This window comes from Lentzea sp. NPDC020367 (assembly GCF_044387305.1).
Lineage (GTDB): Bacteria > Actinomycetota > Actinomycetes > Mycobacteriales > Pseudonocardiaceae > Lentzea.
Genome location: NZ_JBIRVV010000001.1, coordinates 76,514 through 89,287, shown reverse-complemented (window position 1 = coordinate 89,287; position 12,774 = coordinate 76,514). Strand labels below are relative to the sequence as shown.

The 12,774-nt window shown below is 66.3% G+C and carries 14 protein-coding genes; 8 read left to right on the top strand and 6 right to left on the bottom strand.

The window, feature by feature from the left end:
* Nucleotides 1-77: 77 nt before the first annotated feature.
* Complete coding sequence (locus ACH413_RS00410; RefSeq protein ID WP_360029429.1) at nt 78-1,553, bottom strand: class I SAM-dependent methyltransferase; 1,476 nt, start codon at nt 1,551-1,553, stop codon at nt 78-80.
* 796 nt (nt 1,554-2,349) lie between these two features.
* Between ACH413_RS00410 and ACH413_RS00405 the strand changes: the two genes are divergently transcribed.
* From ACH413_RS00405 to ACH413_RS00385, 5 genes are all read left to right on the top strand, one after another.
* Entirely contained in the window at nt 2,350-2,760 is a 411-nt protein-coding gene (locus ACH413_RS00405; protein WP_360029428.1) for a hypothetical protein, read from the top strand.
* A gap of 125 nt (nt 2,761-2,885) precedes the next feature.
* The gene (locus ACH413_RS00400; protein WP_360029427.1) at nt 2,886-3,614 is read left to right on the top strand and encodes a DUF2695 domain-containing protein; all 729 of its coding nucleotides are present in this window, start codon (nt 2,886-2,888) and stop codon (nt 3,612-3,614) included.
* Nucleotides 3,615-3,906: 292 nt separating this feature from the next.
* On the top strand, nt 3,907-4,263 hold the full coding sequence (locus ACH413_RS00395) for a hypothetical protein (protein WP_360029426.1): 357 nt from the start codon (nt 3,907-3,909) through the stop codon (nt 4,261-4,263).
* Entirely contained in the window at nt 4,244-5,455 is a 1,212-nt protein-coding gene (locus tag ACH413_RS00390; protein ID WP_360029425.1) for a hypothetical protein, read from the top strand. The genes ACH413_RS00395 and ACH413_RS00390 overlap by 20 nt, the downstream gene beginning before the upstream one ends.
* Nucleotides 5,452-6,318 (top strand): transporter substrate-binding domain-containing protein, encoded by an 867-nt coding sequence (locus tag ACH413_RS00385; RefSeq protein ID WP_360029424.1) that lies wholly within the window; start codon nt 5,452-5,454, stop codon nt 6,316-6,318. Before ACH413_RS00390 ends, ACH413_RS00385 begins: the two co-directional genes overlap by 4 nt.
* Nucleotides 6,319-6,683: 365 nt before the next feature.
* Here ACH413_RS00385 and ACH413_RS00380 read toward each other — a convergent pair whose 3' ends face one another.
* Nucleotides 6,684-7,088: a DUF4231 domain-containing protein gene (locus ACH413_RS00380; protein WP_360029423.1), complete on the bottom strand. Its 405-nt coding sequence runs from the start codon at nt 7,086-7,088 to the stop codon at nt 6,684-6,686.
* 149 nt (nt 7,089-7,237) lie between these two features.
* On the opposite strand from ACH413_RS00380, the gene ACH413_RS00375 reads away from it, so the two are divergent.
* On the top strand, nt 7,238-7,708 hold the full coding sequence (locus tag ACH413_RS00375; protein WP_360029422.1) for a DUF2716 domain-containing protein: 471 nt from the start codon (nt 7,238-7,240) through the stop codon (nt 7,706-7,708).
* 217 nt (nt 7,709-7,925) lie between these two features.
* Here the strand turns inward: ACH413_RS00375 and ACH413_RS00370 are convergent, their stop codons facing one another.
* From ACH413_RS00370 to ACH413_RS00360, 3 genes are all read right to left on the bottom strand, one after another.
* Nucleotides 7,926-8,615, bottom strand: a complete 690-nt coding sequence (locus tag ACH413_RS00370) for a M15 family metallopeptidase (RefSeq protein ID WP_396424838.1) — start codon at nt 8,613-8,615, stop codon at nt 7,926-7,928.
* 608 nt (nt 8,616-9,223) lie between these two features.
* Complete coding sequence (locus ACH413_RS00365) at nt 9,224-10,168, bottom strand: SDR family NAD(P)-dependent oxidoreductase (protein WP_360029420.1); 945 nt, start codon at nt 10,166-10,168, stop codon at nt 9,224-9,226.
* A complete protein-coding gene (locus ACH413_RS00360) occupies nt 10,165-11,109 on the bottom strand; it encodes an SDR family NAD(P)-dependent oxidoreductase (RefSeq protein ID WP_360029418.1) in 945 nt (314 codons plus the stop codon). Before ACH413_RS00360 ends, ACH413_RS00365 begins: the two co-directional genes overlap by 4 nt.
* 113 nt (nt 11,110-11,222) lie before the next feature.
* Here ACH413_RS00360 and ACH413_RS00355 point away from each other — a divergent pair, with 113 nt between their 5' ends.
* Nucleotides 11,223-11,774 carry a helix-turn-helix domain-containing protein gene (locus ACH413_RS00355; RefSeq protein WP_360029417.1) on the top strand — a complete coding sequence of 184 codons (552 nt, stop codon included), beginning with the start codon at nt 11,223-11,225 and terminating at the stop codon, nt 11,772-11,774.
* On the opposite strand, the gene ACH413_RS00350 is transcribed toward ACH413_RS00355, so the two are convergent.
* Nucleotides 11,710-12,180 carry a MarR family transcriptional regulator gene (locus ACH413_RS00350; protein WP_360029416.1) on the bottom strand — a complete coding sequence of 157 codons (471 nt, stop codon included), beginning with the start codon at nt 12,178-12,180 and terminating at the stop codon, nt 11,710-11,712. The two genes, ACH413_RS00355 and ACH413_RS00350, sit on opposite strands and share 65 nt — an antisense overlap.
* A 65-nt stretch (nt 12,181-12,245) precedes the next feature.
* Here ACH413_RS00350 and ACH413_RS00345 point away from each other — a divergent pair, with 65 nt between their 5' ends.
* Nucleotides 12,246-12,764, top strand: coding sequence for an FAD-dependent oxidoreductase (locus ACH413_RS00345; protein WP_360029415.1), 519 nt, complete (start codon nt 12,246-12,248; stop codon nt 12,762-12,764).
* Nucleotides 12,765-12,774 lie beyond the last annotated feature (10 nt).

Sequence of the window (12,774 nt, the reverse complement as noted above, 5' to 3'; positions counted from 1 at the left end):
TTCCACCGATCAACGCCACACCGACTGGCCGTCGCGAAGGCCGGGTCGTCAGTACGCCAATCCCGGCCAACGGGCGGCTATTTCCGCACCACGTGCAGTTGGCGCTGGCGCTCAGGGTCGTAGAGGTTGATGACGGTCAAGCCGTGCTTGCGGTGTGTAGCCGCGTTCACCAACAACGGCGTCAGGCCGCCGTAGACGCCGAACCCGCCCTGCTTGAGCAGGTGGGCGAACATCAGGTTGAACTTCTCCGGCGTGTCCTTGGTGTTGCCGATCTGGTTGTTCAGCAGGCCACCAGAATTGATGATGACGTCCGCACCCTGCGACACGCCGAGATCGGCCGCCGCCTTGGTGGCGTCGTAGTTGTAGCTGAGCATGTCTCGCAGCAGGGCGTTGGCGGTCAGGTTGAACGTGGGCGGCACGGACAGCTGCCGGAATCGGCGGGTGGCGACCTTGATGTCGGTCGGGCTGTAGTCCACCAGGACGTAGTTCAGGCTCATCGCGGGAAACAACGCGGCCAGCTCCTTGATGACCCGTTCGGCCAGGTCGCCGTTGCCGCCGGCGATGTCCAGGACAGTGATCTTCTTCGGGGTGGACGTGAACGGCACGACGCTGCACAGGTACTGGGTGATCTTGGGATGGACCTCGGTGTAGTAGGTCATGCGGTTGCCGCCGAGGCCCAGTCGCCAGTCGGCGGCTTTGTCCTGCCAGTGGGCGTCACCGGCCGTCTGCGTCGCCATGTTCGCTGTGTCGTCCTCGCAGAGGTTGCCGTCCAGGCCGTAGCGCAGGCTCAGCACCTGTCCGACGAAGTGGCCTTCGGTCTGGCGGCGGAGGCTGCGGTCCGCGAGCCTGACCACGCATTCCGCCGCCGACAACGACACGCCCTTGATCATCGTCGCCTCGATCGTGACGATCTGCAGGTTGTCGACCTGGAAGTGGAAGCCCGACACGTCGATCCGCATGATGCGATAGTTCGCGCCGCACAGTTTCAGCCACTCGGCGTCGGTGATGCGCTGCCACTTGGACTCGTTCGCCGCACTGGTCAGCTTGGCGTGATCGGCCAGTACACTGTTGACGGTCGGCGTGCCGACGCCCTTGACCACTGGGAGCTTGCAGAGCGCGCTCATCGGCTTGTCGGCGCCGACGAACAGGATGTCGGGGTTTTCGATGAGCCTCTTCAGCAGGTCGTTCCGTCCGGCGACGACTGCCTTCAGCGCGTTCTTGCGGGCGAAGTAGGTGTTGTCCTCCTCGGTGCCCTGCTGCGTCTTGGACAGCTCGTCGATGTACGCGCACATGTAGGAGAACGCCAACCAGGTGATCGCGCGGCGCTCGTCGTACCCCGGGTGGTTCGGCTGGACGACGCTGAAGAGCGTCCTCAACTGGTCGGACTCGCTGAGGGCGCTGTCGGTGAGCAGCTGGCTGGTCGCGTCGCACTCGGTCAGCAACTGGATCAGGCCGCCACCGAGGAACACCTCGGTGGCGATCTGGTCGATTCGCGCCACACCCGTCCAGCGGCCCGGCATTCCCTGCATCTCGGTGCCCAGACTGTGGGTCATGATCCCCCAAACACCCTATGTGCCACTGGAAATCCATGGCCGACGAGACCGTATCGACGCGGCCGGGCCCCCGACAAGGTACGAAGGACCTTGGGCGGCCGGACCGCTTCGTACCGATGGTGCCCGGAGTTGCGTTGTGCTGCCTCCCGCGCCACCGGCGCGTTCTCGTTCTGGCTGCACATCGACACGACCGAGAACACCACGAACAAAGTCGACGACACCCCTGCCAAATGTGCTGGTATGAAACAGCTATGGAAACGAGGCGGTTCGTTGCACCGGTTGCCTTGGGTGTCGTAGTCGCGGCCGTGTTCGGAATTTGGGGGTTCACCACGCGACACTCAGCGACTGCCGATGTCGTCGAGGGCTGGGCGATGCCGAACGCGAGCGGGACGGCGATCGCGTTGCACGACAGCGACGACACCCGTGACGGTAGCGGCTACATCATCGTCGGCGCGTCGTGGGCAGGCAGAGACGGCGTGTGGCATGACGGTTCGGACGGGCCTACTTGTGTCGGTACCGACACTGCCGTGAAGACCCGTGTGCGGTTGGGCATCGTGGATGTGGAGGCTGGCCAGGAGGGGGTCGGCGGACCGCGTGTGGTGTGGTTGCGCTGCCTCGCATAGGCCTCACCAGCCGCGCTCGGCACGGGCGTCGCTTGCCCATGATCAGCCCGAGAACGCGCGCGGTCATGCCGATGGGCGTGCGCCCGAAGGAGCGCAGGTACAACCCCCGGTCGCGGCGGCGGATGATGACTCCGTTGCAAGAGGATGCGGCTCGATCGAACTGGAGGCGTCCGATGTTCGAACTGAGCATCGAGGAGGTGGTTGCGAGGAGCGATCTCGAACTCTTCACGCGTGTTGACGGATTCAAGATCGAGCTGTTTCAGCGCAGCAGCAGTACCGCGCTGCGGTTCACCGATGACCAAGGCGAGGAGATCGCCGGCTTCCCCTGGTGGGACGACGTCGACCAGGATCTTCGTAGGTGGACTGCGGAAAACATCCCTCTGGGCAACACCCTGCAGCCGTACACGGACCTCGACCAAGGCTGGGGCATCCTGATCTGGCGCCAAGCAGATCGGGTGTACATCGCGGAGGGCAACGGCGAAAAACTGTTCCACAGCCTGCGCTGGGTCATGGCAGATGAGTACACCAACGCATGGACTGATGCTCTGGCACGAGCGCGCCGAACCGCCGAACCAACGGATTGACTTGCTCTCATGCCGCCGAGCGCCCTCATGCCCATGAGCGGAACGAACAGTCCGACCTGGCGGCTCTCATCGCCTGGACAGGATTAGGCTTCGCCCGCCACCGCGTACGACGAGGAGCAGACCCGATGACCACGATCTCCTCGTTGTCGGACGACGAGGCCCGGGAACTGTGGGCCGGAGGCCGGCCCGGCCGCGAGGAGTACTTCTTCACCACGGTCGCCGCCACCGGAACCGTGTGGGCGTGGGACTTCGAGACCGGCCTGCTGGAGATCGACGACCAGGACAACGCCCTGGTCCCGTTGTGGCCGCACCCCCGGCTGGCCAGGATGGCCGCCGAAGCGATGGGGTTCGAGGACGCCGAACCGGCGGTCCCGGTCGACGTCGACACGCTGCTCGGCGAGACGTTCGAGCGCTTCCACCGTGAGGGGCACGAGATCGCCGTCCTTCCCACCGACGGCACCTTCACCACCATCCTGTCCCTGGAACGGTTCCGGGTGAACGTCTTCGAGGCGCGGCTGCGAACCTCCGGGCTGACCGACCAGGCCGCCCGCGCCCGGCGGGAGGAGTTCTACGCGGACCGGGTCCGACGCGCGGACCGGCGACTCGATCTGACGCCGGACGACCGGCACGCCCTCGTGGAGCACCTGCGGGAACGCCTGGCGAGCACGGCGTGCGAACACCGGATCACCTTCCCCGCCGTACGGAACTGGATCGAAGCCCGCGGACTGTCCTGGGACCTGCTCTCCCGATCCGCGGTGAAGGTGCTGGGCTCCTGCGACTGCGAAATCCTCGACCACCTCAGGCGAAACCCCGGCCATACCGACACACGACCAGCCCGGACCACCGAATCCTGACGACACAGCTCAAGCCATCAGCAGACCGCTGTATCAGCACCTCGTCCACACAGCACGAACACCGCTCATGCCGCTGATCGTGTTCCGAACAGAGACGCGCGCATGCCGATGGCGCTCCATGATCTCCAGCACTGCGGCAGACAACCAGCATTTTCTCCTCGTCAGCAAACCACCACTACTCGGTGAAGATGGCCGCCGGAATTCCACCTGTGTTCGCAACATTTGTTTGCCATCAACAGAAGTAACACCGCGCGCAGTCACGTCGATCTCCACTCAGCCGGAAGGAGAATCGATGAACTTGCTCGTTGACGCGGGCGATGAGACCGGCGTTCTGTGGACCTGGCTCAACCGCGAGGACGACCTTCGCGGAAAGATCAGGACCAAGTCCGTGCCGCCACCACCGGAGTCGATGTCCATGGACGTGGTGATCGCCGCCGACGGCGACGCCATCGCCGCTCTGGCCCGGTCGGTCTGCCGTTACCTGGAAGTGCGCGAACCCGACCGCGGGACCGAACTGGAACTGACCGTGACAAGACCGAACGGGGAGAAGGTGCGGATCGTGGTCGCCAGGGGAACCGCCCACGGCTCGATCGTCGACCTCCTCCTCGGCGCACACCTCGAAGGTACTGATGCGTCTTCCCGTTCCTGACAACTCCCGGGTCGTCCTCATCGGCACCACGACCTATTCGGGCGAGCTGGCCGAATCCTCGCTGGAAAGCGTGCGCAACAACGTCATCGACCTGATGGAAGTGCTGACGCACAAAGAGTTCGGCGGTTTCCGGCGCGACCATTGCGTGCAGGTGCTCGACGAGCCAGATCCGCGCCGCGTCCTCCGTGTACTCGGCGAGAACGCCGACCTCGCCACCGATGTGCTGCTCGTGTATCTGGCCGGTCACGCACGACCCAAGGACCCGGTCGGCAACGAGCTCTACGTCTGCCTGCAGAAGACAGATCCGGCGGAACGGCTCTGGTGGCTCGACGCGTTGTCCTTCGGCGACGTTCGGAACGTGGTGCGGCACAGCCCGGCGGCGAACCGGATCATCATCGTGGACACGTGCTTCGCAGGCCTGGCCTTGCCGGATGCGATGGGTGAGGGCGACCTGTTCCAGGTCGCCGGCGCGTACACGCTGACGGCCGTCTCGGAGAACGAGCGGGCGTTCGCCTCGCAGAACGCGCGGAACACCGCGTTCACCGGAGCACTGACCCGCCTGCTCACCGAGGGTGTGCCCGGTCATAACGACTTCCTCTCGCTGCCAAGGGTGTTCCCCATCCTGAGGAACACCTTGATGGCGGAGGAACTACCGCAGCCGCGACATCATTCGACGGAGACAGTCGATCACCTGGCCGTCGTGCGCAACCGAGCCACCCGGCCGAGCACCGCGCTCCCCGACGACGTTCGCGCTCTGCTGATCGACCCCATCAACACGGTTCGCCTCAGCGCGGTCGGCAAACTCGCAGTGCTGCATCAGACAGGTGATGACGCTGTGCGCAGCGAGTCCAGAGCCGCGCTTGTCCGGCTCGTCGAAGACGACAGCAGAACCGTGGCGAACGAGTCCCGGCGAGTCCTCGACGACATCGACGACAAACCCGCCACCGTGCCACCGACGCTGTCACCGCCGACACCCACGTCGCCGGCGCCCGCCCACAGGACGCCCACCCCACTGACCGACCGCTGGTGGATCGCCAGCGGAGGAGCGTGTGGAACTCTCACCGGCCTGGTGCTCCTGCTCCTCGGCTGCGTGGCCGAGCAGGCGCTGCTCGCGGGTTCGGTGGCCGCGGTCCTGAGCTATCTGGCGGCGGTCGGAACCGCGTCCTCCCAGAAACGGAACCGTACTTCATGACCCGTCCCCGACTGCTCCCCCTGCTCGCCGCCGTCGTGATGTCGACCGCCTCGGCCGGTGTCGCCTACGTCTCCTTCGACTTCCCCGCCAAGTACCTAGGCTCCGAACTCGTCATCGGCATCAACGGCACGTTGCCGGGATGGAGCCACCCGTCGGGGCAGACGATGACGAAGGGCTTCGACATCGACCTGGCGAAGTTCATCGCCACGGAAGTCGGTGCCGATCACGTGCGCTACGAACCGCTCAAGCCAGGCGACCGCGTTACCGCGCTGCTGGAGAAGAGGGTCGACCTCGTCATTTCAAACTTCTCGATCGAGGGCAAAGCCTGGCCCGACACCTCGAAATGGCGGCGCGAGCTCATCGACTTCGCAGGGCCGTACTACAAGGACAACTCGGGAATCATGTACTCCGAACAAAAGCTGGCCGCGTTGCCTGAGGTCCGTTCAGGCATACCCGTGGCGAGAGTGTGCGCCAGCAACGGCACAACCGCGGTCGACTATCTGAACGGCGGCGGTGTCAAACTCGACCAGCCCGAGTGCTTCAAACGGTTTGCCGATCCCACCGACCTGGGAGTCGTCGGGGTCGTGACCGACCAGTCCATCCTCACCGCGTACACCCTCGACCAGAAGACCACAGTCGCACCGGCGGAGTGGGAGGACGAACCCGAGTTCCCCATCAAGGACAACGAGTTCTACGGCGTGGGGATGCGCAAGGACGTGCCTGGCCTGTGCGTCAGACTCAACGCGGCGATCAAGAAGTTCCTCGGCGGCCCGTGGGACAACGCGTTCGAGGCGAATCTGAAGGAGATCAAGCAGCGAGATTCGCACAAGCCGCGATCCATCGACTCGACGTTGTGCGACTAACACATCGCCAGCGCGCGAAGTCCCAACGCGGTCCGGCGACCTGACCACGCACAAGGCTCCTACAGCTTCCTAGTCGTTGACCAGCCCGCCACGAACTCGCCTGCGGTGCATCGGGCCACGGCCTGCTCCACGCTCAGGTGATGCTGGTCGTCGGTGAAGATGCGGACAAGACCGGCGAGCACCTCGTGCTCGGGTGATCTTGCGGTCCACGATTTGACTCATGACCATTCCCGCACTGCCTCGCTGTGGCGAAGGCCGGGCCGCCGGTGCACCAGTTCCAGCCAACGCGCGCTCATGCGGCGAGCAGAACGGCGCACTGTTTCCTCCACCACCGACAGTTGCTCGTTGTTCCCTGATCTCTTGGTTCAGTTGGTGGCGGGAGGTTGTTGCGCGGAGGTGACGCTGCGGCGGTCGGCCTCCCACGCCCGGCCCTCGGCTTCGGTTATCTCTTCGACGGTCGTGACCAAGGTCGCAGCGTTGGACCTGGTGTCGTAGGGCGGCACGCGGTGCTTGTAGTAGGTGATCTCCCGCTCGATCGCATACCGCGTGCGGCTCCGGGAGATCCAGTTCTCCTGCCACCGGTAACTGCTGCGGATCCCACCGACGATGACTGCCGCCGTACCCAGCAAGGCACCGATCACCGGTTGGTCGACTGTCAGGGTGATTGCCGGCGCCAGAGCGGCAAGCGCGAGATTGAGCACCTCGAAACGATGCGACAGACCGCACGCCCGCTTCGACGTCGTCCGGTACCAGCTCCACTTCGCCAGCACCGAGTCAGGGATCGCGGGGTCCTCCGCCGCAGTCTCGTTGATCCAGTGCGAATCCCTGAGCATCCCTGCTTTGACAAGGCATTGGTCACGACACGACCACCTCCTGCACCAACAGTCGATCTCAGGCCCGCTGACGTTTCCGTGCCGAGGTGCCGACGTGCGCGTCGATCCGCGAGCCGGTCCCGTCGGTGACGTGGACGTTGCCTCCGTGCGGCACCTCGGACCGACCGTTCCCTGACGCCACGCTCCTGATCGCCCAACTGGTGTGCGACGTCCTGCGCGACTGCGTCGAATACTGGGACTCGGTGTTCCACCACGACGGTGTGCACCCGTCGACCCAGTACCGTCCCCACCGGGTCACCGACATACGGGACCTGGACCGCTGGGAGTACTCGCACTACCCCAACCGCGACTACTCGATCTTCGTCGCGAAAGACCTGTCCTTCGGCGTGGCCGGCGATCCCTACGAGCAATCCCTGTGCTTCTTCGGCGCCCAGGCCGTCACCGCCGCGGAGAACCACAACCACGGCGTGCTGGCCCACGCCCTCCGCCGCAACGGCATCTCTGTCCTCGAACACCCGCCGGGGCGACCGGCAAGCCCTTCGGATCCAGGTATGTGATGGAGACTGGCAGAACCGGAACAACACCCCGGTGCCTCACTGCGGGCACCGTGAACGCACTCACCTGCCGATGATCGGCTGTTGGGTCGAGTCGGTGGACCCGAGCCTTCGCCTGTCGCCGTCGTGGCACCCAGATCGCCGCCGCCCCATCCGGCGGCGATCCTGGGCGCTGTTCGCGTTGCGCGGTGCCACGCGCCGACTGCTTCTCGGGCTGGTGTCAGGGCTTTTCGAAGTGCTGGTAGTCGATCGGGGTGTCCCAGAAGCCGCCCCAGGTCCAGCCGCGTGTGGTGAACGCCTGCTCGGTGGCGTCGCCCGCGTGGATCATGCCGGGCACGTTCTGGGTGCGGTCGACGTACGGCGCGCCGTTGGGCGGGTAGACCGCGCCGCTGCGGGAGATGTAGGGGTTCTGCACGGTGTTGATGTCGATGGCCCGGCCGTAGGAGTGGTTGGACCAGGCGGTGCCGCCGGTGATCGGCCGGCAGTTGAACGCCGAGGTGTTGTTCGCCGCCATCGACGCGTCGTCGTCGGAGTCGTACTTCTCGATGGTCTCCATCCGCTCGATGGGGAACCGGCCGAAGTACAGGTCGGCGAAGGTGCGGGCGACCTCGGTGGCGAGATCGGCGTTGACGATCAGTTCGCCGCGGTGCACGGCACCGTCGAAGCCGACGAAGTTCAGACTGACCAGCCGCAGCTGATCGGGGCCGACGGGGCAGCCTTCGCGCCAACTGGAGGCGAGCCGTTTTGCGGTGACCGGCTTGATGACGGCGATGTAGGGCGGCAGGCCGCTGCCGGCCGGCGCGGCGAGTTTCAGGGTCTGGGCGGTAGCGGCGGGTGCGGGCGTGGTGCCGACCAGGACTGTGGACAGAGTGAACGTGATGAGCGCAAGAACTCTGGTTCTCAACCTCAAAGAACTTCCTCTCGATCTCTGCTACGACAGAGCGGGATCCGCCGTGGTTCGAGCAACCCAGGCGTTCGTGCGGAATCACCTACCGGGCCGCGTAGAAGAAGCAGCTCATCGACAGCGATCGTCAGTGGACTGTTTCCGGCTGTTCACCCCCAGCCGCGCGAAGACGCCCTCGGGATCGACCCTGCCAGCGGTGCGCGAACAACGTCAACTTCGCTGAGACGTTTCGGCCCTGCCCAAAACGTCCGGTCCCGCGGGAACCGGGATGGGCCGAGGCCGCCAGTCCCTCGTGTGTTCGGGACAGCGCCGTCGGGATGGGGATCATGCAAGATCGACGTGCTGCTCGCGCAGACGGACCCGGCGTTCACTCGCGAACGCAACACCGGGCGGCGAGCGCAAGGCACGTCGTTAGCGGGTGGTGCATTACCTGGAGGAGTACGGCTAGCCAGGCTCAGTCGACGAGCCTGGCCAGTTCTTCCAGTGGTTGTTGGGGTGGACGACATCAACCGACATCGCACGGTGACTCGCGCCGCCGTCTCGGCCGCGGGGCCTTGAGGTTGGTGGCCCAGGCTTGCCCCGCCTGGCCACCAACAGGCGCCGCCTCTGCTGGGTCAGGCCGCCTTCAGGGACCAGAGGGTCTCCTCGGAGACCTTCCACAGTTGGGCCGCTGCCTCTGGGTCCTGCGCGTACGGTGCGACGCCGCGCAGGGGGCTGGCGTCTGAGACCGGGGTGGCCTCGTTGCAGTCTTCGAAGTACCTGCCCGAGATGCCGTCCAGCAGTGGGGTGGTGGCTACGACCAGTGTGGTCGCGGCGCCTTGTTCTGGGGTCTTCACGCGGCGGGTGGCCGCTGCGCCGCTTTGGCGGATGCGCTCCTGCAGTTCCTCTGGGGTGAGGTGGCGTTGGAGGTTTGTGGCGATGCTGCCGGGCATTAGGGCGTTCATCGTGATGCCCTCGCCGGACCAGCGGCGGCCTGCCTCTACGCCGAACAGGATGTTCGCGGTCTTGGACTGGCCGTAGGCCTGCCAGCGTTCGTACTCGCGGTGGGCGTAGTGGGTGTCGTCGAAGACGACGTCGCTCATGAGGTGTGCGGACGAGCTGACGTTGACCACTCGGGCGCCTTCGGCTCGCAGCGAGTTGAACAGGCCCGCGGTGAGGGCGAAGTGGCCGAAGTGGTTCGTGGCGAACTGGAGTTCCCAGCCCTCCGGGGTGCGGGTGAACGGGGTGGCCATGACGCCCGCGTTGTTGATCAGCAGGTGCAGCGGGCCGTCCCAGTTGCGGGCGAACGCCTTCACCGACTCCTGGGAGGCGAGGTCGAGGCGGGCGACGGAGATCCGCTTGTTGCCGGTCGACCTGCAGAGCGACGTGGCCACGCGCTGGCCCGCGTCGATGTCGCGGGCCGCGATGGTGACCTCGGCGCCGGCCGTGGCCAAGGCGCGCACCGTTTCCACGCCGATGCCCGAGGCGCCGCCGGTGACGATGGCGCGACGACCGGTTAGGTCGGCGGCGTTCGCCACTTCCTGGGCCGTCGTGTCGAATCCGAATCCTGTGGTGATCATGCCTGCACCTTCAGCGTTTCCTCGGAGACCTTCCACAACTGGGCGGCGGACTCGGGGTCGGCCGCGTAGGCGGCCAGACCGTTGGTCATGCCCTCGGCGTGGGGAACGGCCTCGTTGCAGTCTTCGAAGTAGAGGCCCGAACGGCCCTGGACCAACGGGGACACGGCGAGCACCAGCGTGGTGGCCGCGCCCTGCTCCGGCGTCTTGAGCCGCAACGGGTTGTCGCCGCCGCGCAGCTTGATGCGCGCCTGGAGTTCTTCCTGCGAGATGTGGCGCTGCAGCGCCGTCAGGATGCCGCCCGGCATCAGGGCGTTCATCGTGATGCCGTCGGAGGCCCAGCGCCTGCCCGCCTCGACGCCGAACAGCACGTTCGCGGTCTTGGACTGGCCGTACGCCTTCCAGCGGTCGTACTCGCGGCGCTCGAAGTGGATGTCCTCGAACACCACCGGGCTCGACAGGTGGCCCGCCGAGCTGACGTTGACCACGCGGGCGCCCTCGGCGCGCAGCGACTCGAACAGGCCCAGCGTCAGCGTGAAGTGGCCGAAGTGGTTCGTGGCGAACTGGAGCTCCCAGCCCTCCGGCGTGCGGGTCAGCGGCGAGGCCATGACACCCGCGTTGTTGATCAGCAGGTGCAGCGGGCCGTCCCACGCCACGGCGAAGGCCTTGACCGACTCCTGCGAGGTCAGCTCCAGCGGAGCGACCAGAACACTCTTGTTGCCAGTAGAAGCGGACACGTCGGCGGCGACCCTGCGGGCCGCCTCCAGGTCGCGTGCCGCGATGGTGACCTCGGCGCCCGCGGCGGCAAGCGCCCGCACGGTCTCGACGCCGATGCCCGACGCTCCACCGGTGACCACGGCGCGACGGCCCGAGAGGTCGACGCCCTCGACGACCTCGAGAGCCGTGCTCCCGAACCCGAACGGGGTGGTGATGCGCTCACTCATCCTGTTTCCCCAACCTGTGTCGTACACTGAAACGGAGGTTCCTCCGGTTCGGGTTCCACCGTAAGCGGAGGGGCCTCCGTTTAGCAAGTGACGTACCCCATAGGAGTGATGAAGTGCGTGCAGACGCGGTCCGGAACCGGGGGCTGCTGATCGAGGTGGCGCTCGACGCGTTCACCCACGAGAAGGACGCGACGCTCGGCGCCATCGCCAAGAAGGCGGGCGTCGGGATCGGCACGCTGTACCGCCACTTCCCCACCCGCGAGGCGTTGATCGAGGCGGTCTACCGCACCGAGCTGGAGAAGCTCTGCGACGCCGCGCCCGAGCTGCTGAAGACCCACGAACCCGAAGCCGCGCTACGGGAGTGGATGGACCGCTTCATCGCCTACGCCGCGACGAAACGCGACCTCAAGGACGCGCTGCAGGCCGTGATCGCCCTGGGCCTCAACCCGTTCGAGCACAGCCGCGCGAAGATGACCGAGGCCGTGTCGAGCCTGCTCGCACCCCTCGGCGCGCACACCGAGCCGATGGACCTGATGGCGCTGCTGATCGGCGTCGCGCAGAACGGCGACCCGGCTCAGGCGAAGCGGATGCTGGACCTGATCATGAACGGGGTTCTCCACGACGCTGCCGCTCGAACCGCTCCACCAGCACCGGCGCCTCGTTGATCAGGAACGTGTAGAAGTCCCGCATGTACTCGAGCCGGTCGTGCGCGAGGCCCGGCCCGACCGCCTCGACGCCCTTGTCCACGGCGCGAAGCACGTCGTCGACCACGGAGTGCTGGCGCGAGTAGAGCGTCGTCCAGGCGTTGTCCAGCATCCGGAAGTGCTCACGCCGGCTGCCCGCGACGTAGATCCGCTCGATCAGGCCCATCTGCGCGACCATCTTGATCGCGCCGGACACCGATCCCGCGCTCACGCCCAGCTCCTCGGCGAGATCGCCCGCGGTCAGCGACTCCTTCTCGGTGAACATGAACGCGGCGATCGTCCGCGCGCCCATCCGCTGCATCCCGGCGCCGACCAGCGTGAGCGCCAACTGCTCGGCGGCCTCCCTGCGCTCTGTCTCGCCCGTCACAGTCATCCTGTCTTCAGAAATTTCTGAACGTTCGCTAGCCTCAATCCTAGGGGAAGGGGCTGGTCATGGCCACAGCACTCGTCGTCGGGGCCGGGATCTCCGGTCTCGCCACCGCACTCAGGCTCGCCCGCAGCACGTGGGACGTGGTCGTGCTCGACCACGGCACCCACCACGACCCGGTCGTGCTCACCGGCCCGGACCGCCTGGCCGCGAAACGACTCGCCGCGCTGCCCCACCCGCTGCACTACGAGACCCGCCACAGCAAGGTCACCGCGCTGCACCCCGACCGGTACGGCGTCACGGTCGCGTTCAACGACCACGACGACGAGTGGTTCGACATCGTCGTGTGCGCCCAGCCGTGCTGCGAGGCGGAGCGATTACCCGGCCTGTGCCTCGAAAGATGGTCCCGCGACCACGTGGCCCTGCTCTACCGCGCCGTCCGCGACACCGGCCTCCCGCTCAGCGCCGCCGAACTGCTCGCCGACGCGTTCGACATCCACAACGACGACATCGCCGCTTTTGCTTGGTGGGAAACCACTCTGAAGCCGCACGCCGTTAGGCGGACCTTTACCCGCGTTCGGTAAGCCTGCGGGT